Below are 25,043 nucleotides of genomic sequence, written 5' to 3'. Positions count from 1 at the left end.
AAGCGACGGCTCCGCCACTGCGGTAGATGACAAGGATGCCAGTCAGTACAAGAGGTTAAGCAAGAAGATTGTGCCTGCAGCGTTCCTGCCGACGTTGACGCTGCGCCAGATAGCCATGCCGGCTGCCAGATACGCTAGGCCCATTGCTGTGTTGAAAATGAGGAGCGGCCAAAACACTTCGTACCCCGGGTCAGAACCCAAAAGCACTCGACCACCTGCAAAAAGCGTAACAACGCCGAACAGAACCGCAACGGCCACCACGATAGTTCGCACGATACAGATTATTGTGTACTGGGCCATCATTTCTTAGAGTTCTCGTCCTGCTCTAGCCACGAATTCATCTGTGCCGCGTCGTAGCTTAACCCGCGCCGCCCATACCCAACCCGGCTTTGCCTGCCCGAAAGTTACCCAACGTCGGGTTGAAGCTTTTATTAGAGACACGATGCAAGATGCCTCTCCGTTGCTGCGACAAGCTCTTTAATAAAACGAATGACTTTGACGAGCTCCTCTCGTTTGACGAGATGCTTGCTCGGACTTCCGTTACTTGGCTTCTTTGCGCGATGTACAGCATCGCCTCTTTTCTTTAGCCAAGCATCCAGAGTTTTCTTGGCCTTGTCCGAGTCCATATTCGCCCATTTCCAGCCCTCCGTAATATCAATCTCCAAGAATTCAAGGAATAGTCGGCGAGTCTTGTTTGAATCGGGATTATGAAAGGTTTTCAGATCACTTGCTAATTTCCTGAGAATGAAGTTACCAGCGTAGCTCCCGGACACAACGGCCAATTTTTTGGCCAAAGCCTCCTCTACCCGATCTTCGACGTAGGTTTCCCAGGCAGTCAAGGCCATAACCAAGCTCGCTCTTTTTAGAACTTCGGCGTTTTCGGGCGGAGGTTGGCAATTGATTGCGTCGAAATGCGCCAGTAGATCCTCGGAATCTTTAATCCCGAACTCGAAGGATGCTTGGGCTTCTGACATGGAGTGAATCTTCTTGTCTCTAACAGTGATTATACGCCCGGCTACATAACCTTAATAAACGTGCCAGCGAGTTTATTAAGGTTATGCAGCTGCCTCGATCAAATCTACCTCATTGATTACCTTGGGAGCAAAGCTAAATTTGGCCGCATATCCAAAATTCGCCAAATTGCGTTTTACCATTCCCAATAAGTCTGGATATAAGCACATAATCTTGGCAACCCCAGAGGCAATTCTATGAAGGTGGTGGAAAGGGGGCAGGACCAGCTTTTAGACCACTGGGCGGTTTGGTGCTCAGCCTAACGAGGACCATTGGCTTTGTTGTGGAAATACGCTGCACGATCAAACTACCTGCCCCTTGCAACGCCTCCTTTAGCCTCATAGACTCCAGTCACGAACTGCTTGACGGGGTGCCGGTGAATCCGGCTGAGATGACGCAGGTGTGCTGCAGGTTGTATACACACCACAAGCGTTGGTCCCGTTGAACCTGATCCGGCTAATTTCCTGAGCGCTTCTCGGGAAGGGTACCGGCGTAGGGATCAAGCATTGGCCGGGCCTATCTCTTTTCTTTCCCCCTCCGTGCCATTCTTGTACCTGCCCGACCTCCGGATCTCATCGCTACCGGGGGCATCATGGGCTACCGTTTCGCTGACCTGACTACCGCTTGCCAAGACGACTGGACGGCTTACCTCCAGCACGATTTCGTGCGTGCTCTGGGTGCCGGCTCCCTCGACGAGAACGCCTTTCGCCACTACCTCAAGCAGGACTATCTGTTCCTGATTCATTTTGCGTGTGCCTATGGGTTGGCGGCCTACAAGAGCCGCACGCTTGCCGACCTGCGCCAGGCCCACGAAGGGCTGAAAGCCATCGTCGATATCGAACTCGACCTGCATGTGGGTTTCTGTCGTGAATGGGGCATTTCAGAAGATGACCTGGCCCAGCTTCCCGAGGCTCGGGCAACGCTTGCCTATACGCGTTATGTACTGGACACCGGCAACCGGGGCGACCTGCTCGATTTGCACGTGGCGCTGGCCCCTTGCCTGGTCGGCTACGGCGAAATCGCCAACTGGCTGAAGGCGCAGCCCTTTACCCTGCGTGGCGAGGGCAACCCCTATGATGCTTGGATCGCCATGTACGCAAGCGATGAATTTCAGGCAGCGATGCACGCGGAACTCGACTGGTTGAACGCGCGCTTTGCCGAATTATCCACCACCTTTTGCGATGCCACCCGCCTGGAAATCGATTTCTGGCAAATGGGCCTGGATCAGGCCGATTGATTAACCCCTCACCCCTCGATATCACAACCATAAGAGAGATAACGCAATGAGCAAGACCCAGAATTTCCTCGCCGAGACCGCCCAGGTCGATAGCGCCGCCATCCAGCCGTTGCCCGGCTCGCGCAAGCTCTACGTCGAAGGCTCGCGGCCGGATATCCGCGTGCCGTTTCGCGAGATTTCGCTATCCCCGACCAAGACCTCGGGGGCCGATGAAGAGAACCCGCCGCTGCTGGTCTATGACACCTCCGGCCCTTACTCCGACCCGAACGCCGACATCGATTTGCGCAAAGGCCTGCCGGCACTGCGCCGGGCCTGGATCGAGGAGCGTGACGACACCGAGCTGCTCGATGGCCTTACCAGCGAATACGGCAATCGCCGCGCCAACGACCCGATGCTCGCCCAGTTACGTTTCGACCTGAAGCGCACCCCGCGCCGGGCCAAGCCGGGCAAGAACGTTACCCAGCTGCATTACGCTCGTCAGGGCATCATCACCCCCGAGATGGAATTCATCGCCATTCGCGAAAACCAGCGCCGCCAGACGCTGGGAACGGCGGAAGTCGAGCGTATTCTGGGCCACCAGCACCCCGGCCAAGGGTTTGGCGCCCGCCTGCCCGAAGAGATCACCCCGGAATTCGTGCGCGCCGAAGTGGCGGCGGGAAGGGCGATTATTCCCAACAATATCAATCACCCGGAATCCGAGCCGATGATCATCGGCCGCAACTTCCTGGTCAAGATCAACGGTAACCTGGGTAATTCGGCGGTTTCTTCTTCCATTGAAGAGGAAGTCGACAAGATGACCTGGGGCATTCGCTGGGGCTCGGATACCGTCATGGACCTGTCCACCGGCCAGAATATCCACGAAACCCGGGAGTGGATCATTCGCAACGCCCCGGTGCCCATCGGCACGGTGCCCATCTATCAGGCGCTGGAAAAGGTCAAGGGCGTCGCTGAAGACCTGACCTGGGAAGTGTTCCGCGACACCCTGATCGAGCAGGCCGAGCAGGGCGTGGATTACTTCACCATTCATGCGGGCGTGCTGTTGCGCTATGTGCCGCTGACCGCCAAGCGCGTCACCGGCATCGTTTCGCGCGGTGGCTCGATCATGGCCAAGTGGTGCCTGTTCCACCACCAGGAAAGCTTCCTCTACACCCATTTCGAGGAAATCTGCGAGATCTGCAAGCAGTACGATGTGGCCTTCTCGCTGGGCGACGGCCTGCGCCCGGGCTCGGTGGCCGATGCCAACGACGAAGCCCAGATGGCCGAGCTGAAAACCTTGGGCGAGCTGACCCATATCGCCTGGAAGCACGACGTTCAGGTGATGATCGAAGGCCCCGGTCATGTGCCCATGCACCTGGTCAAGGAGAACATGGACAAGCAGCTCGAGTATTGCGACGAAGCGCCGTTCTACACCCTCGGCCCGCTGGTCACCGATATCGCCCCGGGCTATGACCACATCACCTCGGGCATCGGTGCGGCGATGATCGGCTGGTTCGGCTGCGCGATGCTGTGCTATGTGACCCCCAAGGAACACCTGGGCCTGCCCAACAAGGACGACGTCAAGACCGGGATCATCACCTACAAGATCGCCGCCCACGCCGCCGACCTGGCCAAGGGGCACCCGGCCGCCCAGCGCCGTGACAATGCACTGTCGAAAGCGCGCTTCGAGTTCCGCTGGGAAGACCAGTTCAACCTGGGCCTGGACCCGGACACCGCCCGCGAATACCACGACGAGACCTTGCCCAAGGACTCGGCCAAGGTGGCGCATTTCTGTTCCATGTGCGGGCCGAAATTCTGCTCGATGAAGATCAGCCAGGAAGTGCGCGACTACGCCAAGGAGCATGGCTTGGACGGCGACCAGGAAGCGGTCATGAAAGGCATGGAGGAGCAGGCAGAGAAATTCAAGAAAGAAGGGCGGGAGCTGTACAAGGAAGTCTGACCGCCGCCGGCGCAAGCCATACCGCCATGAACCAGAACGCCCCCACCGGATGCCCGGCGGGGGCGCTTTTCATCGTGTTGCCTTCAAGAGGGGACTTGTCTCTCGAATAAGCCAGCGGATTCTTTCTCAAGCTCCATCAGCGAGTTGTTCAGCAGTTCTAGAAAGGATTTGGTAAGACCGGATTGCCCCCTCTGCTTGGGAAAAATCATGCTGTAGCGGTAGGGGACCCTCGGCTCGAAGCGCTTCACGATCAGGCCGAGACGTCGATAGTGCCAGGCAGTGATGGGATCAACCAATGAGACACCACTGCCGGCCAGCACGAAGGCGCAGGCGGCGTAATGCAGCTGGGTCTCGATCATCAATTGTCGGCTGACGCCCTCGCGTTCGAAGACACTATCAATCTTGTGGCGGATACTCTGCTCCGAGCCCAGCGATACAAAGATTTCCCCCTCCAGGTCCCGCGGTCGAATGACGTCGTGGTCGGCAAGCCGATGCCCGGAGGGCAGGATGCAGACCAAACGGCTATCGGCGAGAACGCTTGCCTCAATGCTCGGGTCGTTGAGTTCTATGCCCGAAATCACCCCCAGATCAAAGTGCTGACTGGCCACCAGGTCAGCCACCTGCTGGGTGCTGCGCACCTGGAGGGTGACTGACACGCCGGGGTGCAGTTGACAGAATTGGTCGGTCAAGGCTGGCAGGAACTCTACCGATACGGCAGGCATGGAGGCGATGCGCAGCGACCCCAGGTGGAATTCTCTCAGTTCCTCCGCTGCCCGGGATAGTTTTTCCAGCGAGACGAAGGCTCTTTCCACTTCCTCATAGAAGAAGCGTGCCTCTGGTGTGGGAACCAGCCGGCGCCGGCGCCGTTCGAACATCTTCACGCCGATGGTCTCCTCGAAGTCGGTCAACAATCGGCTTACAGCAGGCTGGGAGACGTAGAGAATCTCCGCTGCCCCTCTGGTTGTTCCATTGATCATGACGGCCCGGAAGGCTTCGATCTGCCGGTAGGTCAGTTTAGTCATGCAGACTCTCCGAGCAAGTTGACAACATGATGTTATCAAAAGATATGAATAAACGATTGGATGTTATATATGGCGGCGGCCAAGATGTCGATGACACTACTTCACGGCCCTGGCATACAAACACAACACGCGAGAAGGCCCTATGGAACGATTCTTTCGCTACACCTTGACCCTGTTGATCATCCTGGTGGCAGGCAGTCAGTTCATCCAGGTTATTACCCGTTACCTCCTTGAAATGCCGGTCATGGGTCTCGAAGAAGCCACGCTGATTCCTACCCTCTGGCTTTATATGCTCGGCAGTGTCAATGCCTCGCGTGAGGACACTCAGATCAGAGCCAACGTCCTGGACATCTTCTTGAAGACGGACCGTGCCAAGGGCTTCCTGCAGGCATTTTCCGACACCATCAGCGTGATTATCTCGATTTGGCTGGCTACTTGGGCATGGGACTACTTCAGCTATGCCTCCCGGGTCGGCAAGAGCACCCCAACGCTTTATATCCCGACCATTATCTATGAATCCGCGCTAATAGTGGGCCTGGTTCTGATGGTCGTCTTTACCCTCTGGCACTTGCTGCGCAATCTCGGCTACCTGTTGGGTATTCGCCAAAACCCCGACCACCCCTCTAGCGACCCCGACTATCCCGAAACTGCCGAGGTCCAGGAGTTCAAGGTGTTGGCTGATAACAATAAGGACAAAAATCATGATTGAGATAGCGCTGTTGGCATTTGCTGTATTGATCGTGTTGCTGACCCTCGGTGTACCCCTGCCCTATTGCTTCGGTGCAGCTCTCATGGTCATGACCATGATCGGCGAGTCCACGATGCGCGGCATGATGATGTGGGGGTTCAGCCAACTCACCAATCCGATACTCCTGGCGATTCCTCTTTTCGTCTTTGCTGGAACGCTGATGAGCGTCAGTGGCATTGCCTCTAGCTTACTCAGATTCGTCAACATCTTCGTGGGTCGCGTTCGCGGCGGCCTGGGGGTGATGGCAACAATCAGCTGCGCCATCATCGGCGCTATTTCCGGTAGTGGTCTGACTGGCATTGCGGCCATTGGCCCCATTCTCATTCCTGAGATGGAGCGCAAAGGTTATCCCCGGGCCTACGCCACGGCGCTGATTGCGAACTCCTCGATTCTCGGCTTACTGATACCACCCAGCGTCACGATGATCGTCTATGGGTGGGTCACGGACACCTCCATACTGGCGAGCTTTCTGGCCACCCTGGGTCCGGGGCTGCTGATCATGCTTCTCTTCTGCATCGTCAACATGGTCATGTCGCGCAAGTTTGATCTGGTGCTTGACGAGCCGATGGCATTCGACCAGCGAATCCGTGATGCCGGTCGACGCACTTTTCATGCGATACCGGCACTATTAATGCCAGTGATCATTCTCGGTGGAATCTACGGTGGCATCATGACGCCTACCGAGGCTGCAGCAGTGGCCGTCATCTATGCCCTGCCAGTGGGCTTCATGATCTATCGCGGACTGACCTGGAGGACGCTGCTTGAGTCAGGCAAGGAGTCCGCTACTTCTATTGGCGCGATTCTGATCATGATCCTGTTCAGCTTGATACTCAGTCAGCTGTTCGTACGGGAAGGCATTCCCCAAGCCTTGGTCGAGATGATCTTCGAAATTACCGACAACAAGTTCCTTTTGTTGCTGCTTATCAATCTGATGCTTTTCGGCATCGGCATGGTGGTCAACGATATCACCGCCATCATCCTGACCGGCCCTTTGCTACTTCCCCTGATGGAAGCCCTGGGAGTCAGTCCCGTTCAGTTCGCTGCCATCATGGGCGTCAACACCGCCATGGGCGGCGTGACCCCACCCTATGCAAGCATCCTCTATCTCGGTGCCCGTATCGGCAAAGTGAAGTTCACCGAGGTAGTCAAGCCCGCCATGAAACTGATCCTGTTTGGTTACCTGCCCGTGGTGGTGCTGGTTTCAGCCTGGCCTGACCTGTCCGAGTTTCTACCCGGCCTGTTCGGCTACTGATCGGTCGCAATAAAGCGATCACGATACCCGCAATGAAAGAATGGAGAAAACAATGAAAATGCCTTCAGTTAAGATTCTGACTGCCGCTATCGCCCTATCGGTCTCGGCAAGCACGATGGCCGAAGCTGCCACCCTGATGTTGTCGCATGTACGCCCCGAAGGGACCGCCATCGACAATGACGCCCGCGTATTCGCCGAAGAAGTAGCAGAGGCCACCGATGGCGCGGTGAATATCCGGTTGTTCCCGGCCAGTGCCCTTGGCGACTACACCACGGTTCAGGAAGGGCTTAGCATCGGTTCAGTGGATATGGCTGTTCAGCCTCCTTCCTCAGAAGTCGATCGTCGCTTCCAGCTGGCCTACCTTCCTTATCTTGTGCAGAGCTGGGAAGACGCCGAAAAGACATTCACGGCTGGCGCCCCCCTGCGTGAGACGGTCGAGGAGCTCTATGCGGAACAGGACATTCATGTTCTGGGGGCCTGGCCGGTCTACTTCGGTGGCATAGCACTGAATACCGAGGTGGAGAATGCCACGAATCCGCACGTTGAAAAGAGTGCAAAATTGCGTGTGCCACCGATGAAATCCTTTCAGCTAACGGCAGATAACATCGGATACATCGCTTCCCCCTTACCTTTCTCGGAGGCCTTTACCGCCATCCAGACCGGCGTGGTCGACGGCATCATGGGCTCGGGAGCCGAGGGCTATTACGCCTCCTTCCGCGATGTGACGGAGTATTACCTGCCGCTCAATACGCATTTCGAGATGTGGTACCTGCTGATCAATCAACCCGCCTACGATAGCTTGACCGAAGACCAGCAGGCAGCTTTGTCCGATGCGGCAAAACGCTTCGAAGAAGACCGCTGGGAGACCGCCGAAGCCGACCAGGCGCGCAACGAAAAACTTCTCGAAGAAGCAGGTGCCACCATCATTCCGGTCTCGGATGAGCAGATCGCCGAGCATGCTGAAATCGTCCGCGAGACAGTATGGCCCGTGATTATCGATGATATCGGTAGCGAATGGGCTAACGACGTGCTGGATCGCGCCGGTCGTTGATACGTTTCATGGCCCGGCCATTCGGTCGGGCCCATCGAATTTTCCGGAACGACGCGAGGATTCACCATGACGGAAACAGCGACGCCAGGGGCGCGTATCGCCGATGTCTGCCTGATAGGCGGCGGCCTGGTCGGCATGGCAATCGCACTAGGGCTACAACGCAACGGGCTTCATGTCGCTGTGCTCGACGAGGGTGACGTGGCGTTGCGTGCCTCCAGGGGGAATTTCGGTCTGGTATGGGTGCAGGGAAAGGGAGACACCCTGCCGGAATATGCCGATATCACTCGGCTATCCGCACGGCTGTGGCCCACCTTCGCTGCTTCTCTTCAGGATTCCACAGGAGTCAATGTCCAGCTTCAGCAGCGTGGAGGCTTGTATCTCTGCCTGACAGAACAAGAGCTCGACGCCCGTGCCCGCATGCTGAGCAAAATGCACGAAGCGGCAGGTGGAGACTATCCCTACGAAATATTGGACCTGAAGCAGGTTCGGGAGAAGATTCCTGAGGTAGGGGATACGGTAGCCGGTGCCACTTGGTGTCCGGAAGATGGCCACGTGAACCCATTGCTGCTACTGCGTGCCATGACGGAACGCTTCAAGGCGCAGGGGGGCATCATCGACAACACTGGACGGGTGGAAACCATTGAATCCTATCCTGAGGGTTTCCGTATCCATGCCGGTGGTGTCTGGGACTGTGCCCGGGTCGTGCTCTGTGCCGGCCTGGGTAATCGTGAGCTGGCCCCACAGGTTGGTCTGTCTGCACCGTTGTCGCCCAACCGTGGGCAAGTACTCGTGGGCGAACGGGTTCGTCCCTTCCTCGACTATCCCACTGGGCATGTCCGGCAAACCGGTGAGGGCACCGTCCAGATCGGTGATTCCAAGGAAGACGTGGGCTTCGACAGCGGTACCACTACCGAAGTCATGGCAAAGATAGCCCATCGGGCCATCAGACTGTTCCCTTTGCTGCGCGATGTGAAACTGGTCCGCGCCTGGGGAGCATTGCGCGTCATGACACCGGATGGCTACCCCATCTATCAAGCATCGACCCCCTGTCCTGGTGCGTACCTGGTCACTTGCCACAGTGGCGTGACCTTGGCGGCCTTTCATGAAGGTCCGCTGGCTGACTGGATTGCCAGCGACCGGTACGACCCTTCGCTGGAGGTATTCCATGCCGAACGTTTCAAACTTTGAACGTCTGCCCATGCGTGCAGGCGAACCGGTGACTGTCTTCGTGGAGGGTCAGGCACTCAAGGTGGACAGTTATGACACAGCCGCCGCGGCCGTGTTGATCGCTGGCCTGGTGCCGTCCCGCACGACGCCGACAAGCGGTAGCCCGCGGGCACCTTATTGCCTGATGGGGGTGTGCTTCGAATGCCTGCTGGACATAGACGGTGTGGCCAATCAGCAGGGCTGCATGGTGAAGGTCCGCGATGGGATGCAGATTCGCCGCCAAGCCGGTGCCCGCGATATCCATGAGCCCCGGCAGGAGGCAGCAACATGAGTGACCGCGACACGACCGAGTATTGTTATGACCTTGCTATCATCGGTGCAGGCCCCGCTGGAATGGCCGCCGCCGCAGAAGCGGGACAACTTGGGCTAGCCACCGTCCTGATCGACGAGCAAGAGGAGGCTGGTGGACAGATCTACCGCGCTATCGGGCGAGCACCGTTAGCTGACGAAGATGTGCTGGGCAGCGACTATTACAAGGGTCGGCTCCTGCTGGAGGCCATGCAGGCATCGCACACCGACTATCTGCCCGGCACCTCGGTATGGGATGTCGAGGACGATCTGACGATGAGCGTCTCTCATCATGGCCATAGTCGGCAGGTCCGTGCTCGCAGACTATTGATTGCGACCGGCGCCCAGGAGCGCCCCGTACCGTTTGCTGGCTGGACACTGCCTGGTGTCATGACCTGCGGCGCCGCTCAAGTGCTGCTCAAGAATAGTGCCTTGGTGCCGCCGGCACCGCTGGTACTGGCTGGCAGCGGCCCTCTCTTGTTGTTGATTGCCAGCCAGCTGTCTCACGCAGGTGTCCCGATCGAGGCTGTACTGGATACCACTCCTCGCGACAACTACCTTCGTGCAGCACGATATAGCCCCGGTGCGCTGCGTAATCCCAAGTTGCTTCTCAAGGGAGTTGGCCTGCTGCGCACACTCAAGCGCTCGGGGGTTCCACATATCACTGGGGTAGGAAGCCTGAGAGCCGAGTCGGGTAACGATGACCATTTAGACAGGGTGTGCTATCGCCGTAAGGGGGTTGATCACGAGCTCTATTGTCGCTCTCTTCTGGTCCACCAAGGCGTCGTACCCAACGTACAGCTGACGAGAGCGTTGGAACTCGAGCACCGCTGGCACGAGCAACAGCAATGCTGGCATCCGCACGTCGATGTCTGGGGTGAAACTTCTAGAGCCGGTATCTTCGTGGCAGGTGACTCAAGCGGCATTGCCGGTGCTCAGGCAGCAGAAGAAGCTGGACGACTTTCAGTATTGCAGATTGCCAAGCAGCTGGGTCAGCTGGAGGAAGGGGAGTGTGATACGCGAGCGGTGCCCATTCGTCGGCGCTTGGGGCCGCATCAAGCCATCCGGCCCTTTCTTGATGTCCTCTATCAACCCGCCCGGTCCTTCCTTATTCCCGAGGATGACACTATTGTTTGCCGTTGCGAGGAAATCACCGCCGGTGAGCTGCGCCACATCGCAGATGCCGGTTGCCAGGGGCCCAACCAGGCAAAGGCTTTCTGTCGGGCCGGCATGGGGCCTTGTCAGGGACGTCTTTGCGGCCTGACGGTTTCCCAGGTGCTCGCCGAGCGCAGCAATCAATCTATCGATGCTGTCGGTTACTACCATATCCGTCCACCTATCAAGCCCTTGACCATCGGTGAACTCGCAGATATCGCAAACTGATCCTTTCCACTTTTTTCAGGAATCCCAAGATGACAATTTCTCGCCATGAAACCGGCGTCCGCATGAGTCGGGCCGTCGTACACCACGACACCATTTACCTCTGCGGCCAGGTAGCCGAAGATCGCCATGCCGACATCACCGGCCAGACCGAAACGATGCTGGCCAAGGTCGACGCCCTTCTCGAATCCGTCGGCAGCGACCGTAATCACATGCTTTCTGCCACTTTATACCTGAAAGATATGGCGCTTTTCGAGGCGATGAATCGGGTCTGGGATGCCTGGGTGCCCGAAGGGCAGGCGCCGGCACGGGCCTGCGTCGAGGCCCGCATGGCCAGCCCTGAACTGCTTGTGGAAATTTCAGTGGTTGCCGCTGTCATTCCAGGGAAGGGAGAGTAAGACAACGCCATGGGGGTCGCGTAAGGAAGAAGAGGTTGGTCGCGGTTCTATTAACTGCTGACTGAAGTGGCCCAATGGGATTTTCATCCCATTGGGCCACTTTTCGTTCAGGCGTGACCAACCCAGTAGTCTCTTCCCGGATCCTATGGCAATCGACTTAGGTTTTGTACGAAAAGCCTTATCTGCTAATTTTACCTATGCAAAAGCAGCATAGGGGAAAGCAATGGTCGGACGTTACGAGATCTCAGATGACGGCTGGGCACAGATTGAAGATATCGTGTCGCCCCCTCAATCCATGGGTAGACCCAGGCGAGATGACCGACAAATGCTCAACGGCATCTTCTGGGTATTATGCTCTGGCGCCAAATGGCGTGATTTACCTGAGCGATATGGTCCTTGGTCGACGGTGTATGACCGATTCCGCAAGTGGCGTGATGATGGCACCTTTGAAGCGGTTCTTTCTCGCTTGCAGCTCAAGTTACGCGAAGATGGTCTTATGGACCTGGACACGTGGATGATCGATTCCACTTCAGTGCGAGCCACACGCGCTGCCGCTGGAGGCGGTAAAAAGGGGGCTCGAAAGAACCGCTAGACCATGCACTTGGCCGTAGTCGCGGGGGTTTAACAACCAAAATTCATTTGGTTTGTGATCGTCATGGCTGGCCTCTGGCGTTCACGCTGTCTCCTGGTCAAGAAGCAGATTCTCGGCACTTCGTTCCCACGTTGGAGAGAATCTCTCTGCCAGGTAACGTCGGGCGACCACGCAAACGTAGTCGCTATATGGTGGCTGATAAAGGATACGACAGCGATGAGTTGCGCCATTATTGCGACAGGTACGGTATGAAACCCGTGATTGCTCAGCGCAACATGCACCGAAGAACCCGACCTGGGCTATCCAGGCGGTTCGATAAACCCAAATATCGGCAACGGAATGCGATAGAACGCTGCTTTGGCTGGCTTAAAGAGTTACGCCGCATCGCCACACGCTATGAAAAGCTGGCAAGTAGCTTTAAGGCGATGGTATGCGTGGCATGCATCGACCGTTGCTTGCGAGCCAACTTTTCGTACAAAACCTAATCGGCATTGGCATTATTTTGGGAGAACTTCTGTTTCAGTTTGTCGCTCTCTGCCTTGGCGGCTTCTTCATCTGCCTTGGCAATCGCCTCGCGCTCCTTGGCCTCGTCCGAAAGCGATTTATCAGGCAGTACGATGTTAAGGGTGAAGGCGGTGATCGCCGCTACCACGATAGGTGCGCCGCCGATCAGGTCTCTCAACACTGCCGGGAACTGCTCAATGGCCGACGGTACCGAAGCGATGCCCAGACTCAATGCCAGGGCGAGACCCACGATCGTCATGTTTCGGGCGGACATCTCATCTTTGACCAGTAATTGGATGCCGGTCATGGTGATCATGCCGAAGACGGTAATGGTCGCACCGCCCAGCACAGGGTAGGGGATGGTGGTCATGATCGCCCCGAACTTCGGGCTAAGCCCGGCCAGGATCATGAAGATACCCGCCAGTGCCAGGACGTAACGGCTGATGACCTTGGTCATCGCGACGATGCCGACGTTCTGGCTGAAGGTGGAGGTCGGCAATGCACCGAAGAAAGAGCTGATAGTGGTGGTCAGGCCATTGCCCAGCAAGCCGCCGGTCAACTCCTGGGTCTTTAGCTCACGGTTCATGCCGCCTACGGTCGTGGCGGACAAATCGCCGATGGTTTGCACGGAATTGATCACGCAGATGACCACCATGGAAGCGATAGCGGCGGCGTGAAACTCCATCTCGAAGGGCATTACCTTGGGAACGGCGATCCAGGGCGCATTGACCACATTGCCGAAGCTGACCATACCCAGGGTGAGCGACAGCAGATAGCCCACGACGATGCCGACAATGATCGCGGAAAGCTTGACCACTCCTTTACCGAACTGAGCGGCGATCAACACGGTGAGTAGCGTGACCACTGCCACGAACCAGTTGATGGGGTCGCCAAAATTGGGTGCGTTCACGTTGCCACTGCCCGCCATGTAGCGAATGGCAATGTCGTAAAGCGACAAGCCGATAACCAGTACCACCGTACCGGCGACGACGGGTGGAAAAAGGTGGCGGATATACTGGATGAAGTAGCCCACCACGACCATGGTCATGCCGCCGATCAGCTGGGCGCCAAGAATCCCTTCAATACCGTACTGAGCCCCCACCGCGACCAACGTTGGCACATATGCAAAGCCCACACCAAAGATGGCCGGCAGGCGTGCGCCGAATTTCCACACCCCATAAAGGTGGAAGACGGTACATACCCCTGATGCCAGGACGGCAATCTGAATGAGCAGCAGTTTTTCTTCCATGTTCGCACCCACCACGCCGGCAACGATAATGGGTGGCGTAATCACGCCGGCGATCATGGCAAGCAGGTGTTGAAGCGAGAGAGGGAGAGCCTTCAGAAAGCGCGGTTTTCCGTAGAAATCAAACAGAGAGGTATTCTTTTCGCTTACTCGCTTCCGCTGGCCGGAAGAGGCTGAGGCTTCACTCATGAAGGTCTCTCCATTGTTGTTGTATAGTAATAATAATACTGTGCACAAAAATTTAGTAGAAAATATAACAAAAAGTGTATACAAAAAATCTTTGAAATGTCGCAATTAAAGAGATAACAGTGTCGTCATTATGTTGGAGGATGCTATGTTGCATGTTCAACCATTTTGATACCAATGATGCGCCGCCGATGGTGGCTTCGTCAGACAAGCACGGGAGAAACCGATGGGACGCCTTACGACTCATGTTCTGGATACAGCCCAGGGCCGCCCTGGAGAAGGCATTAAAATCGAGGTTTATCGTTTGGATGCTGAACGACGCCAGCTTCTCAAGACAGTCGAGACCAATGATGACGGTCGTTGCGATGCCCCGATACTGGAAGGTGTCGATCTAGTAATAGGGGAATACGAACTGGTATTTCATGCAGGCGATTACTTGGCGCGCCAAGGAGTGAAAGGTGAGGAACCGCGCTTTCTGAGTGTTATCCCGCTACGCTTCGGGGTCAATGATGCATCGCAGCACTATCATGTGCCGTTATTGCTATCGCCTTACGCCTACTCGACGTATCGCGGTAGCTGAAGGCCGGCTGTCCAACAATAATCAAACGAGGTGAGGTTCCCTCATGCAGGCCTATTTCATTGAATTTGCTAATTTCATGCTGCGCTGGCTGCACGTCATCGCAGCAATCGCCTGGATTGGCGAGTCCATCTATTTTGTGATGCTGGATAACGCCTTGAGACCCTCAAAGGCCGCTGAAGACCGTGAAAAAGGTGTCTTCGGCGAGATGTGGGCGGTTCACGGTGGGGGGTTCTATCACAATCAAAAGTACGCCACCGCGCCTGCCAAGCTGCCTAACGACCTGCACTGGTCGTTCTGGAAGGCTTACACCACCTGGTTAACCGGCTTCGTCCTGTTCGTCATCCTGTACATGGTCAATCCGGGCTTCTATCTGGTAAACCCCGGCAGTGACTGGGAGTGGGCCGCCAACCTGGCGGGGTGGCAGGCAAATCTTCTGGCATTGACGTTCCTGCTGCTGGGCTGGGTCGTTTACAACGAACTCTGCAAACGTATCAGCCCCAACATGGAACGTGACGGCCTCTTGAGTATCGCGGTGGCGATCATGATGGTGGTGGTGGCCTACCTGAGCACCCAGATGTTCTCCGGACGCGCCGCCTTCCTGTTGACCGGGGCCGTGATGGCGACCGCCATGTCGGCCAATGTGTTCTTCTGGATCATTCCTGGTCAACGTCGCATGGTAAAGGCGATGAAGGCGGGCGAAACGCCCAACCCGCTTGACGGTAAGCGTGGCAAGCAGCGCTCGGTACATAATACCTATTTCACCTTGCCGGTCGTGTTGCTGATGATCAGCAACCACTACTCCTTCGCTTATTCCCATGAGCATGCCTGGATGCTGATGACGTTGTTCATCTTTGCCGGCGCCTTGATTCGTCAGTATTTCGTATTGATGCACCAGGGCAAGATACAGCCTGCCTATCCGATAGTCGGTGTCGTCCTGATTCTAGTGGCTTTCTGGGCGGGTATGCCGGCGAGTAGCTCGGCGCCCTCTGGCGCCCAAGCGGCGGGAAGTGGGCCGGACATCACGGAGGTAAAGGCGTTGATTGATCAGCATTGCGTCGCCTGCCACTCGCAGTCACCGACACAACCGGGTTTCTCGGCGCCTCCAGCCGGTTTGGCGTACGATAATATTGAGCAGATTTTCCTTCAGAAAGACAAGATTCAACAAGTCGTCGAGAGTGGCTATATGCCGCTTGGTAACATGACGAACATGACGGAGGAAGAACGTGCCGTGATTCAAGCCTGGGCGGAGTAACCATCCAAGCGTTGACGTCTCTGGAGTCGCTGCCACACAGCCCGCCTCATGGCGGGCTGTGTGCGTTTTCGAGGCGGCTATTTTTCCGTCAAATGACGCACGGTGATAGTCATCCTACAATACGTATACAATGATGGTTGAATAAGGCATACAAGGAGTCCTGGCATGGAGCAGAAAAACAACTTGGTGGATGAGGCGGAGAACAAGGCGCGCCCTAGACGTCTGGGCAAGAACGGCGATGGCACCGAGCGTCATGAAGTGATCTATCGATCGATCAGCGATGCCATCATCGAGCAACAGCTGCGCCCGGGAGCCAGGTTGCGAGAAGACGCACTGACGGAAGTGTTCAATATCAGTCGCACGGGCATACGCAAGATCCTGCAGCGCCTGGCGCTGGAGCAACTGGTAACCCTTACTCCCCGGCGTGGCGCCAGTGTCACACGGCCGACGGCCAGTGAGGCGCGGGATGTCTTCGCCGCCCGGCAAATGGTCGAGTGCGGCTTGATGCCGGAGGTGGCGCGGCGTATCACCGAACAGGACGTGAGCGAATTGCGCGAGATGGCCAAGCGCGAGCGTGAAGCGCTCAAAACCGGTGAGCAGAGCACGGCGATCAAGCTGTCTGCAGCATTTCATGAGCGCCTGGCACAACTTTCCGGTAACGCTACCCTGGCGGCATTCGTCGGCCAGCTCTGTTCGCGTTCATCGTTGATTCTCGCGGTTTACGGGAGCGCCGGGCATCTGGGCTGTGAGTCGCATGATCATGACGATCTGATCGACTACCTGGCCGAAGGCGACGGTGAAAAAGCCAGGACGTTCATGAATCATCATCTCAAGGAAATCGAGGCCTCGCTTTCCATCATCGAAGAAGAAGCGGTAGCGCCCGACCTGCATCAGATATTCGGCATGAACTCTTGATGACCCTGACCAACGTCAACAATCCTTACGTGTAAACTTGCAGGTTATTTGAGTGCAGTTTATCTTCTTGTTGTATACAAAGTATTCGGTAGAATTTCTCAAAGCGCATACCGGCATGCTTTTCACAACAAGGAACTTACCTCATGCATTCGCCCGATTACCCCCGTGACCTGGTCGGCTATGGCCGCACTCCCCCTCATGCCAACTGGCCTGACAAGGCGAAAATTGCCGTGCAGTTCGTGCTGAATTATGAAGAAGGCGCAGAGAATTCGGTGCTGCACGGCGATAGCGGTTCCGAGCAATTCCTTTCAGAGATACTGGGGGCGCCCGCCTTCTCCGGCCGTCACCTGAGCATGGAATCCATCTATGAGTATGGCTCACGGGCCGGAGTGTGGCGTGTGTTGCGCGAGTTCGAACGGCGCGGCTTGCCGTTGACCATCTTCGGTGTGGCCATGGCCCTGGAACGTAACCCCGAGGTGGCGCATGCCTTCAAGGAGTTGGGTCACGAGATCGCTTGTCACGGCTATCGCTGGATCAATTATCAGGAAGTGCCGGAAGCGGTGGAGCGCCAGCACATGCAGCGTGCCATCGAGATATTCCAGAACCTGTACGGCGAGAAGCCGCTGGGTTGGTATACCGGCCGCGATAGCCCCAATACGCGTCGCCTGGTACTCGACCAGGGCGGATTTTTGTATGACAGCGACTATTACGGGGATGACCTGCCGTTCTGGATGCGGGACCAGGACAGCCAGGGCCGGACGCACTCCCATCTGGTGGTGCCTTATACGCTGGACTCCAACGACATGCGTTTTGCCTCGCCACAGGGCTTCAATACTGCTGATCATTTCTTCAGTTATCTGCGCGATGCTTTCGACGTCCTGTACGCCGAAGGCGAAGAAGCACCCAAGATGCTTTCCATCGGCTTGCATTGCCGGTTGATCGGCCGCCCGGGTCGCTTTCGCGCGCTACAGCGTTTCCTCGATCATATCGAGGCTCATGAGCGTGTCTGGGTGACGCGACGTGTGGATATCGCCCGTCATTGGGCCGAGCACCATCCCGCTCTCTGACATAATGCTTTTCTAATAATGAACGGAAAGGAAGATGATGGCCAAGCGCAACTATTACGCTCCCCAAGGCGGTCATCCGCCCCAGACACAGCTGCTGTCGGATCGCGCCGTGTTTACTGAAGCCTACGCAGTGATACCCAAGGGGGTCATGCGCGACATCGTGACCAGCAACTTGCCGTTCTGGGACAAGACCCGCTTGTGGGTGCTGTCTCGTCCGCTGTCCGGGTTTGCCGAAACGTTTTCCCAGTACATCATGGAAGTGGCTCCTGAGGGTGGCAGCGACAAGCCTGAACCCGACCCGACGGCGGAAGGTGTGCTGTTCATCGTCGAAGGCGAACTGACCCTCACCCTGGCAGGGGAAGCCCACCTCATGCAGCCCGGCGGTTATGCCTTTCTTCCCCCGGGAACCAGCTGGCAGGCGCATAACCGGTCTGAAGAGCCGGTACGTTTTCACTGGGTGCGCAAGGCTTATGAGCGGGTCGAAGGCATAGAGGTACCGGCAGCATTCGTTACCAATGAAAACGACATTGAACCGACGGCCATGCCGGGCACCGATGAGAAATGGGTGACCACGCGCTTCGTCGACCCGGAAGACGTCCGCTACGACATGCATGTCAATATCGTCACCTTCCAGCCCGGTGGGGTTATCCCCTTCGACGAAACCCATGTCATGGAGCACGGGCTTTACGTGCTCGAAGGCAAGGCGGTCTATCACCTGAATCAGGACTGGGTGGAGGTCGAGGCCGGCGATTTCATGTGGCTGCGCGCTTTCTGCCCGCAAGCCTGTTATGCCGGTGGCCCGGGGCCGTTTCGCTACTTGCTCTACAAGGACGTTAACCGCCACATGAAGCTGGGTGGCGTGGGACCGCCCTAAGTCGCTGATAAAGCCACCGATACGTAGACAGGAGCCACCCATGCTGGAATTGAAAGCACAGCCATTGACGCCGGAGGCCTTTGCGCCTTTTGGCGATGTGATCGATACGCGCACAGCGGATTATTTTCCTATCAATGCCGGGCGTACGCGTCGTTATCATGACCTGGCGCCTGTCGAAACGCTGGGTGAAGAGGCGCGCACTCTGATCAATATCTTCGTCAGCCAGCCGGTCGAGATACCCCTGACGCTGGATTTTCTCGAATGCCATCCACTGGGCAGCCAGGCTTTCATGCCGCTGCATGACGAGCGCTTCGTGATCGTGGTGGCGCCAAAAGGCGAAACGATCGATACCCAGGAGGTGCGCGCCTTTGTGACTGATGGCCGCCAGGGGGTCAATTACCATGCCGGTACCTGGCATGCCATCCAGTCGGTGCTGGAGAGAGAAGGGCGATTCTTGGTGGTGGACCGTGGCGGAGAAGGCAACAATTGCCTTGAGTATCCGCTGGCTATCAAGGTAGAGATCGAATAGGGCATCAATCCCTGGTAACCGCCAAACGCGGCACCCTGGATGCGACACTTGCCGATTGGGATCATGCGGGCATCCTGCGTGCTCTGGAAAAACTGGCGGATAATGAAGTCGGCCAGTAACTTTCTTCTTTTTTCCTGTTTGCCCCTGGCCCTTGCCTGAGGAGTCTGCCGATGAACGCCCTTTTTCGCTCAGCAGCCCTTACTGATAAGGTGCGGGGCCTTGATCGGTCCCGGCTGCTGGAAGCGTGCCGACGCCTTGCAGTTGTCAGCACGGGTTATCTGGCGCGTAATGATGCTTACAGCTTTTTTGCCGCCATTGACGACTTGAGTCAATGATTTTCGAGCCATTCTTGTTCTCCCGAGGCCAGCATGAAACCTAACGCTTATATCCCGATTCGTCGCACCAAAATCGTTGCCACCCTAGGCCCCGCCAGCGACCGTGAAGGCGTGCTGGAAAGCATGCTGCGTGCAGGTGTGGATGTGGTTCGGCTCAACTTTTCGCATGGCTCGGCTGACGATCATCGGCGTCGGCTGAGCGAAGTACGTGAAATCGCCCAGCGCCTGGGCAGAAGTGTGGCGGCCCTGGCCGACCTGCAAGGCCCCAAGATTCGTATCGCTCGCTTCAAGGACGGTGCCGTTGTGCTTGAAGAAGGTCAGCCCTTCGTACTCGACATGTTACTGGATGGCAATGCCGGCGACGCCACACGTGTGGGTTGTGACTACAAGACGCTGGCGGATGATGTCAGCGTCGGTGACCGCCTGCTGCTTGACGATGGCCGCCTGGTGCTCGAAGTCAGCGACATTCAGGGCAAGGAGGTTCATACCCAAGTTATCGTCGGCGGCAAGCTTTCCAACAATAAGGGCATCAACAAGCAGGGCGGCGGCTTATCCGCGGCAGCGCTTACCGACAAGGACAAACAAGACCTCAAAACCGCCATCGAGATCGGTGTCGACTACTTGGCGGTGTCTTTTCCGCGCAGTGCCGCGGATATGCAGGAAGCGCGCGAACTGCTGGGTGAAGCCGGCAAGGAAATTGGTTTGATCGCCAAGGTCGAACGTGCCGAAGCGGTGGCCGACGATGAAACCCTGGACGGTATCATCAAGGCCTCCGAGGCGGTCATGGTGGCGCGGGGTGATCTGGGCGTAGAAATCGGCGATGCCCAGTTGATCGGGGTGCAAAAACGCATGATCAAGCGCGCGCGCAGCCTCAACCGTGTGGTGATCACCGCCACCCAGATGATGGAGTCGATGATCAGCGCGCCGCTGCCCACGCGGGCCGAGGTTTTCGATGTCGCCAACGCGGTGCTCGATGGCACCGATGCGGTGATGCTCTCCGCGGAAACCGCCGCCGGCGACTTTCCTGTGGAAACCGTCGAAGCGATGGACCGCCTGTGCCTGGGCGCCGAGCGCGAGCGCAGTGCCCAGGAATCCGGTCATCGCATTCATCAGGGTTTCTCGAGAATCGATGAAACCGTAGCGCTTTCCGCCATGTACGCCGCCAACCACCTGGAGGGTGTCGCCGCTATCGCCTGTATGACGTCCAGCGGTTTCACGGCGCTGATCGCCTCGCGCATTCATTCCGGTCTGCCCATCGTCGGCCTGGCACATAGCGCGATTGCTCAGCGACGTATGGCGCTGTATCGCGGGGTGGTCTCGCTGGCATTCGACACCACGGAAATGAAGGCGGAAGAACTCAATGATCGGGCATTGGAGCTGCTGGTCACTCATGGGGTCGCCGCTCCGAATGATCACGTCATTCTTACGCGGGGCGATCACATGAATGCCCATGGCGGTACTAACACCATGAAAATACTGGATGTGAAACCCGAACATCAGCGCAGCTAAACGCCATTCAAGGGCACTTGTGAGCAATAGTGCCTCTGTGAATGTAAGTGTTGTTGTTAGGTGGCCAGTCGGGGGTAAACATGCGAGAGTTTGATGAGGATCATCTGGAGAGCGTCACCATGAACCTCGGCTGGCACAACAAACGTCTGAGAAAACCCAAAGAGGGTGGGCGTGTCAGCGATCAAGACATCGTTGAACATATCCGGGCAGCGGTACTGATGCAGCGACTGCCGCCGAACACCAAATTGCCCGAAATCACCCTGGGAGAGGTGTTCGGCGTCAGCCGTTCCGTGGTACGCAAGGCACTGACACGGCTGGCAGCGGAACATGTCATCAATCAGCGCCCCAATCAGGTCGCTCGCGTTCGGGCACCCACTATCGAAGAAACCCGCGAGACGTTTTCGGCACGCAGGTTGATCGAGGGTGAAATTGCGGCACTCCAGGCAGGTAAACTCGACACCACCACTATGGCGGCGTTGGAGCAACAAGTCACCGCTGAAAAGCAGGCCTATGACCGACGAGACGAACCCGCCCGCATCGAACATTCCCTGACCATTCATCACCTGCTTGCCGGGCATGCCTCCAACCGTATCCTGGGCACCATGCTGACCGATCTGGTGTTACGCACTTCTATCGTTATTGCCCTGTATAAGCGCCCCAGCCTGGCTTCCTGTTATCTGGAAGGCGACCATGCCCAACTGCTGACGCATCTGGCTTGCGGTGATGCCGAAGCGGCTCGACGTTGCGTACATGACCATCTTTACAGCCTGGAAGCCCTGCTCGATCTCTCGCCTAGAGCGGCGGATACCGATCTGATGGCCATTCTGGGCGGTAAATCAGCCCAGGCTTGATTTATCGTTCTGCCAACATCTGGGGTTTATCTTGAGGTTTATTGGCATCTTGTGCCGATAAACAATTGTATTACATGAAATAAAAGCGAAGAGGGATGCCTGACTTCTGTGACCCTATGAGGCGGGCACAAGCAATAAACAGGAACGTACTTGTACTGGACAGTTCCAGCTTTCGAGAATACCTTCAGAAAAAGCTTCCCGCTGGGTCCGCCGCCGTCGGGACAAGACAGAATACAAGACAGAGTACAAGGAGGTTACTAGTGACAGACCAATGCCGTTTTATCGGGTCAAGGTCGATCACGCGACGCAGATTTCTCGTCACAACAGGTTCGTCGGCATTGGCCAGTTACCTGTTGCTAAACCGCCCGGCCTGGGCAGCGGATGTCGATGTGGCTCACGCCGGGAATTTTGGCCAACTTGATGCTACCGCAGAGGAAGGCATCGATCTCTACCTCGAAAACCAGGATCTGCTGGTCGGTGGCCGCATCGGTCGGGCGATCACCATCAACGGCTCGATCCCCGGACCTGTCATTCGCATGACAGAAGGCAGGGATGCACTGATTCGCGTCCACAACCGCCTGCATGAAGCGACCTCGATCCACTGGCACGGCATTCTTCTACCCTTCGATATGGACGGTGTGCCGGGTATCAGCTTTGCCGGCATTCCCGCAGGCGAAACCTTCACCTATCGCTTCCCAGTGCGACAGAACGGCACCTACTGGTATCACAGCCATTCCGGCTTTCAGGAACAGCGCGGTCACTACGGGCAACTTATCATCGAGCCCGCCCAAACCGACCCGGTCGATTACGACGTTGAATATTCGGTTGTCCTGTCAGACTGGACGTTCGAAAACCCCCACACCGTATTTCGCAATCTCAAAACGATTGAGGGCTATTACAACTTTCAACGGCCAACGCTGGCGAACCTCGACGATCAGATGCAGGCCACGGGCATGACGCTGGGGGAGGTCATCGAGAAACGACTGGCATGGCAAGGGATGCGGATGGACCCGACCGATATTGCCGACGTCACGGGCGCCACCTATACCTTTCTCATGAACGGCAAAACGGCAGACGAAAACCCGACGTTTATTGCGGAGCCCGGCCAGCGGGTTCGTCTGCGGATCGTCAATGCCTCGGCGCAGACGTTTTACGATATCCGCATTCCAGGCGTGCCGATGACCGTGGTGCAGGCCGACGGACAGGATACCAAGCCTGTGGAAACCGATGAGTTCCGCATTGCTGTCGCCGAAACCTACGACGTCGTGGTAACCATGCCTGATGACAAGGCTTATACGCTTTTCGCCGAGGCTATGGACCGGAGTGGTTACACTCATGGGACGCTTGCACCGCGCGAAGACATGTCAGCCGCCATACCCGAACAGCGCCGCCGGCCCATGCTGACAATGGCCGACATGGGCATGATGATGAAGGGTGGCATGGAAGGCATGAAGGACATGAAAGGGATGGATCACGCCAGCATGGAAAAGCAAATGCCGCATCCCACAGGAGACGAATTGCCAACCGAAAATCTGGTCAATCGCATCGAGCATGGCCCGGACAAGCATGGCCCCTCCAGCATCACCATGGCCCAATCGGCGTACCGACGACTCGACTACCCCGGAGCGGGCCTCGGTGACGACGGTTGGCGCGTACTGACCTATAGCCAGCTCCGGGCACTGGAGCGTCCGCCCCTCCGTCGTCCGCCAACGCGGGAGTTCGATCTGCATCTGACCGGCAACATGCACAAGTTCATCTGGGGCTTCGATGGCAAGAAATGGTCGGAATCCGATGTGATCCGGTTCCAGTACGGTGAACGGCTGCGAATCAACATGATCAACGACACTATGATGAGCCATCCGATTCATTTGCATGGTATGTGGATGGACCTGTATGCCGGTGGCAACCTCGATACCAACCCCCGTAAACACACCGTCAATGTTCAGCCTTCCGAATTGCTGACCGTGGACATCACAGCCGATGCCCCCGGGCAGTGGGCTTTCCACTGCCATTTGCTTTACCACATGGAGGCGGGCATGTTCCGCACCGTCGCCGTGGTCCGTTCGCTGGAAGGAGGGTCAATCGATGCTGACGCCTAACGCTCGCCTCACCGCGACAATTGCTGCAACTTTTCTGCTGTCCAGTCCAGCGCTTGGCCAGGACGAACCTGAGACGGCGGACATGCCGAGCACGGCTGACCGCCCGGATCACCAGGAATCCGCTCGGCAGCACGAAGGGACATCGCCTCCTGACCTTGAAATTCCGCCGCTGCCTGCAGGCATGACCCTGGACGAGGTATTCGATTATGCCGATAGCGAGCCACCCGCGCATTTTCCCGACCCGGTGCCCGACGATCAGCTCTTTGCCTTCGTCCTATTCGATCAGCTGGAATACCGGGTTACCGATGACGACCAGCCTGACCAGTTGGGTTGGGAGGCCCAGGGATGGGCTGGCGGCGACTTCAACAGGTTCTGGTGGAAGACGGAAGGCGAATCGGTCTTCGACGGGCCCAACGAGGGCGAAAGCGAAACCGATCTGCTCTACTCCCGGCTGATTGCACCTTTCTGGAACGTGCAGACCGGCGTTCAGTACGCCAATGAGTGGACCCCTGATGAGTACGAGGATCGGTGGTCGTATGTGCTCGGGTTGCAAGGGCTGGCACCTTACCAGTTCGAACTCGATAACTCCCTGTATGTCTCCGAGGACGGCGATCTGACGATAGAAGTGGAAGGAGAATACGATCTTCGCATCACCCAGCGTCTGGTGCTTCAGCCGCGTGCAGCAATGGGCTTTGCCGCTCAGGACATTTCTGAACGCAATCTCGGGTCCGGCATGACCAGTGGCGACCTGGATATGCGTCTGCGCTATGAAGTCAAACGCGAATTTGCCCCTTACATTGGCGTACGCTATCAGTTCCTCCTGGGCGAGACTGAAGACATCGCGGCGGCGGCGGGAGACAAGACCGAACAATGGATGGTGCTGGCGGGATTGCGCTTTGCGTTTTGAGCAGGGCAAGTGGCCAGTCAATGGGCTGGACTGGCGCCAGGTACCTG

Annotated in this window: 24 protein-coding genes and 1 riboswitch; of the genes, 21 read left to right on the top strand and 3 right to left on the bottom strand. The window is 57.0% G+C overall.

From position 1 onward, the window contains the following. Nucleotides 1-431: 431 nt before the first annotated feature. Nucleotides 432-974, bottom strand: a complete 543-nt coding sequence (locus LG290_RS15190) for a HEPN domain-containing protein (RefSeq protein WP_499835504.1) — start codon at nt 972-974, stop codon at nt 432-434. A gap of 393 nt (nt 975-1,367) precedes the next feature. Then, a riboswitch (TPP riboswitch) is annotated at nt 1,368-1,527 on the top strand. A gap of 76 nt (nt 1,528-1,603) precedes the next feature. Between LG290_RS15190 and LG290_RS15185 the strand changes: the two genes are divergently transcribed. After that, a complete protein-coding gene (locus tag LG290_RS15185; protein WP_499835503.1) occupies nt 1,604-2,248 on the top strand; it encodes a TenA family protein in 645 nt (214 codons plus the stop codon). 46 nt (nt 2,249-2,294) lie between these two features. Then, a complete protein-coding gene (gene thiC, locus LG290_RS15180; RefSeq protein ID WP_499835502.1) occupies nt 2,295-4,184 on the top strand; it encodes a phosphomethylpyrimidine synthase ThiC in 1,890 nt (629 codons plus the stop codon). Nucleotides 4,185-4,267: 83 nt separating this feature from the next. Here the strand turns inward: thiC and LG290_RS15175 are convergent, their stop codons facing one another. After that, entirely contained in the window at nt 4,268-5,206 is a 939-nt protein-coding gene (locus LG290_RS15175) for a LysR substrate-binding domain-containing protein (protein ID WP_160418210.1), read from the bottom strand. 142 nt (nt 5,207-5,348) lie between these two features. On the opposite strand from LG290_RS15175, the gene LG290_RS15170 reads away from it, so the two are divergent. From LG290_RS15170 to LG290_RS15135, 8 genes are all read left to right on the top strand, one after another. After that, nucleotides 5,349-5,915, top strand: a complete 567-nt coding sequence (locus LG290_RS15170; RefSeq protein WP_499835500.1) for a TRAP transporter small permease — start codon at nt 5,349-5,351, stop codon at nt 5,913-5,915. Further along, nucleotides 5,908-7,206 carry a TRAP transporter large permease gene (locus LG290_RS15165; RefSeq protein WP_499835499.1) on the top strand — a complete coding sequence of 433 codons (1,299 nt, stop codon included), beginning with the start codon at nt 5,908-5,910 and terminating at the stop codon, nt 7,204-7,206. The genes LG290_RS15170 and LG290_RS15165 overlap by 8 nt, the downstream gene beginning before the upstream one ends. A 52-nt stretch (nt 7,207-7,258) precedes the next feature. Continuing rightward, nucleotides 7,259-8,257 (top strand): TRAP transporter substrate-binding protein DctP, encoded by a 999-nt coding sequence (dctP, locus tag LG290_RS15160; protein ID WP_499835498.1) that lies wholly within the window; start codon nt 7,259-7,261, stop codon nt 8,255-8,257. A gap of 66 nt (nt 8,258-8,323) precedes the next feature. After that, nucleotides 8,324-9,445, top strand: a complete 1,122-nt coding sequence (locus tag LG290_RS15155; RefSeq protein WP_499835497.1) for an NAD(P)/FAD-dependent oxidoreductase — start codon at nt 8,324-8,326, stop codon at nt 9,443-9,445. Then, a complete protein-coding gene (locus tag LG290_RS15150; RefSeq protein ID WP_499835496.1) occupies nt 9,423-9,755 on the top strand; it encodes a (2Fe-2S)-binding protein in 333 nt (110 codons plus the stop codon). The genes LG290_RS15155 and LG290_RS15150 overlap by 23 nt, the downstream gene beginning before the upstream one ends. Then, a complete protein-coding gene (locus tag LG290_RS15145) occupies nt 9,752-11,155 on the top strand; it encodes an FAD/NAD(P)-dependent oxidoreductase (RefSeq protein ID WP_499835495.1) in 1,404 nt (467 codons plus the stop codon). The genes LG290_RS15150 and LG290_RS15145 overlap by 4 nt, the downstream gene beginning before the upstream one ends. A 29-nt stretch (nt 11,156-11,184) precedes the next feature. Further along, nucleotides 11,185-11,550: a RidA family protein gene (locus LG290_RS15140; RefSeq protein WP_160418197.1), complete on the top strand. Its 366-nt coding sequence runs from the start codon at nt 11,185-11,187 to the stop codon at nt 11,548-11,550. A gap of 223 nt (nt 11,551-11,773) precedes the next feature. Then, a protein-coding gene (locus LG290_RS15135; RefSeq protein WP_499835494.1) for an IS5 family transposase occupies nt 11,774-12,627 on the top strand; the annotation gives its coding sequence in 2 pieces (ribosomal slippage) (nt 11,774-12,116 and nt 12,116-12,627; 855 coding nt in all). Here the strand turns inward: LG290_RS15135 and LG290_RS15130 are convergent. Then, complete coding sequence (locus tag LG290_RS15130) at nt 12,624-14,081, bottom strand: uracil-xanthine permease family protein (RefSeq protein WP_499835493.1); 1,458 nt, start codon at nt 14,079-14,081, stop codon at nt 12,624-12,626. The genes LG290_RS15135 and LG290_RS15130 overlap by 4 nt on opposite strands. A 223-nt stretch (nt 14,082-14,304) precedes the next feature. Between LG290_RS15130 and uraH the strand changes: the two genes are divergently transcribed. From uraH to LG290_RS15075, 11 genes are all read left to right on the top strand, one after another. Further along, nucleotides 14,305-14,658: a hydroxyisourate hydrolase gene (uraH, locus tag LG290_RS15125; protein ID WP_499835492.1), complete on the top strand. Its 354-nt coding sequence runs from the start codon at nt 14,305-14,307 to the stop codon at nt 14,656-14,658. Between the two features lie 43 nt (nt 14,659-14,701). Beyond that, nucleotides 14,702-15,910: a urate hydroxylase PuuD gene (locus tag LG290_RS15120; protein ID WP_499835490.1), complete on the top strand. Its 1,209-nt coding sequence runs from the start codon at nt 14,702-14,704 to the stop codon at nt 15,908-15,910. Between the two features lie 165 nt (nt 15,911-16,075). Next, entirely contained in the window at nt 16,076-16,825 is a 750-nt protein-coding gene (locus LG290_RS15115) for a GntR family transcriptional regulator (protein ID WP_499835489.1), read from the top strand. A 143-nt stretch (nt 16,826-16,968) separates the two neighbouring features. Next, nucleotides 16,969-17,892: an allantoinase PuuE gene (gene puuE, locus LG290_RS15110; RefSeq protein WP_499835488.1), complete on the top strand. Its 924-nt coding sequence runs from the start codon at nt 16,969-16,971 to the stop codon at nt 17,890-17,892. Between the two features lie 37 nt (nt 17,893-17,929). Beyond that, entirely contained in the window at nt 17,930-18,766 is an 837-nt protein-coding gene (locus LG290_RS15105) for a bifunctional allantoicase/(S)-ureidoglycine aminohydrolase (RefSeq protein WP_499837121.1), read from the top strand. A 40-nt stretch (nt 18,767-18,806) separates the two neighbouring features. Beyond that, complete coding sequence (locus LG290_RS15100) at nt 18,807-19,295, top strand: ureidoglycolate lyase (RefSeq protein WP_499835487.1); 489 nt, start codon at nt 18,807-18,809, stop codon at nt 19,293-19,295. 170 nt (nt 19,296-19,465) lie between these two features. Further along, complete coding sequence (locus tag LG290_RS15095) at nt 19,466-19,630, top strand: hypothetical protein (RefSeq protein WP_160418181.1); 165 nt, start codon at nt 19,466-19,468, stop codon at nt 19,628-19,630. A 33-nt stretch (nt 19,631-19,663) separates the two neighbouring features. Then, nucleotides 19,664-21,139, top strand: coding sequence for a pyruvate kinase (gene pyk / locus LG290_RS15090; RefSeq protein WP_499835486.1), 1,476 nt, complete (start codon nt 19,664-19,666; stop codon nt 21,137-21,139). Nucleotides 21,140-21,258: 119 nt separating this feature from the next. Next, on the top strand, nt 21,259-21,990 hold the full coding sequence (locus LG290_RS15085) for a GntR family transcriptional regulator (protein WP_499837120.1): 732 nt from the start codon (nt 21,259-21,261) through the stop codon (nt 21,988-21,990). A 260-nt stretch (nt 21,991-22,250) separates the two neighbouring features. Further along, complete coding sequence (locus tag LG290_RS15080) at nt 22,251-24,089, top strand: copper resistance system multicopper oxidase (protein ID WP_499835485.1); 1,839 nt, start codon at nt 22,251-22,253, stop codon at nt 24,087-24,089. Continuing rightward, nucleotides 24,076-24,996 (top strand): copper resistance protein B, encoded by a 921-nt coding sequence (locus tag LG290_RS15075; protein WP_499835484.1) that lies wholly within the window; start codon nt 24,076-24,078, stop codon nt 24,994-24,996. Before LG290_RS15080 ends, LG290_RS15075 begins: the two co-directional genes overlap by 14 nt. Nucleotides 24,997-25,043: the final 47 nt, after the last annotated feature.

This window comes from Halomonas sediminis, from assembly GCF_044871105.1.
GTDB classification, from domain to species: Bacteria; Pseudomonadota; Gammaproteobacteria; order Pseudomonadales; family Halomonadaceae; genus Vreelandella; species Vreelandella zhuhanensis.
The sequence above is the reverse complement of the archived record's forward strand: the minus strand, read 5'-3'. Positions and strand labels throughout refer to the sequence as shown.

Excerpts from the sequence above, each read along its gene's own strand:
- LG290_RS15175 (WP_160418210.1), bottom strand. The coding sequence starts at position 5,206 with ATGACTAAACTGACCTACCGGCAGATCGAAGCCTTCCGGGCCGTCATG.
- LG290_RS15085 (WP_499837120.1), top strand. The coding sequence starts at position 21,259 with ATGAACCTCGGCTGGCACAACAAACGTCTGAGAAAACCCAAAGAGGGT.
- dctP (WP_499835498.1), top strand. The coding sequence starts at position 7,259 with ATGAAAATGCCTTCAGTTAAGATTCTGACTGCCGCTATCGCCCTATCG.
- thiC (WP_499835502.1), top strand. The coding sequence starts at position 2,295 with ATGAGCAAGACCCAGAATTTCCTCGCCGAGACCGCCCAGGTCGATAGC.
- LG290_RS15120 (WP_499835490.1), top strand. The coding sequence starts at position 14,702 with ATGCAGGCCTATTTCATTGAATTTGCTAATTTCATGCTGCGCTGGCTG.
- LG290_RS15170 (WP_499835500.1), top strand. The coding sequence starts at position 5,349 with ATGGAACGATTCTTTCGCTACACCTTGACCCTGTTGATCATCCTGGTG.
- LG290_RS15130 (WP_499835493.1), bottom strand. The coding sequence starts at position 14,081 with ATGAGTGAAGCCTCAGCCTCTTCCGGCCAGCGGAAGCGAGTAAGCGAA.
- LG290_RS15165 (WP_499835499.1), top strand. The coding sequence starts at position 5,908 with ATGATTGAGATAGCGCTGTTGGCATTTGCTGTATTGATCGTGTTGCTG.
- LG290_RS15075 (WP_499835484.1), top strand. The coding sequence starts at position 24,076 with ATGCTGACGCCTAACGCTCGCCTCACCGCGACAATTGCTGCAACTTTT.
- LG290_RS15095 (WP_160418181.1), top strand. The coding sequence starts at position 19,466 with ATGAACGCCCTTTTTCGCTCAGCAGCCCTTACTGATAAGGTGCGGGGC.
- LG290_RS15105 (WP_499837121.1), top strand. The coding sequence starts at position 17,930 with ATGGCCAAGCGCAACTATTACGCTCCCCAAGGCGGTCATCCGCCCCAG.
- LG290_RS15150 (WP_499835496.1), top strand. The coding sequence starts at position 9,423 with ATGCCGAACGTTTCAAACTTTGAACGTCTGCCCATGCGTGCAGGCGAA.
- LG290_RS15100 (WP_499835487.1), top strand. The coding sequence starts at position 18,807 with ATGCTGGAATTGAAAGCACAGCCATTGACGCCGGAGGCCTTTGCGCCT.
- pyk (WP_499835486.1), top strand. The coding sequence starts at position 19,664 with ATGAAACCTAACGCTTATATCCCGATTCGTCGCACCAAAATCGTTGCC.
- LG290_RS15155 (WP_499835497.1), top strand. The coding sequence starts at position 8,324 with ATGACGGAAACAGCGACGCCAGGGGCGCGTATCGCCGATGTCTGCCTG.
- LG290_RS15140 (WP_160418197.1), top strand. The coding sequence starts at position 11,185 with ATGACAATTTCTCGCCATGAAACCGGCGTCCGCATGAGTCGGGCCGTC.
- puuE (WP_499835488.1), top strand. The coding sequence starts at position 16,969 with ATGCATTCGCCCGATTACCCCCGTGACCTGGTCGGCTATGGCCGCACT.
- LG290_RS15185 (WP_499835503.1), top strand. The coding sequence starts at position 1,604 with ATGGGCTACCGTTTCGCTGACCTGACTACCGCTTGCCAAGACGACTGG.
- LG290_RS15145 (WP_499835495.1), top strand. The coding sequence starts at position 9,752 with ATGAGTGACCGCGACACGACCGAGTATTGTTATGACCTTGCTATCATC.
- uraH (WP_499835492.1), top strand. The coding sequence starts at position 14,305 with ATGGGACGCCTTACGACTCATGTTCTGGATACAGCCCAGGGCCGCCCT.
- LG290_RS15190 (WP_499835504.1), bottom strand. The coding sequence starts at position 974 with ATGTCAGAAGCCCAAGCATCCTTCGAGTTCGGGATTAAAGATTCCGAG.
- LG290_RS15115 (WP_499835489.1), top strand. The coding sequence starts at position 16,076 with ATGGAGCAGAAAAACAACTTGGTGGATGAGGCGGAGAACAAGGCGCGC.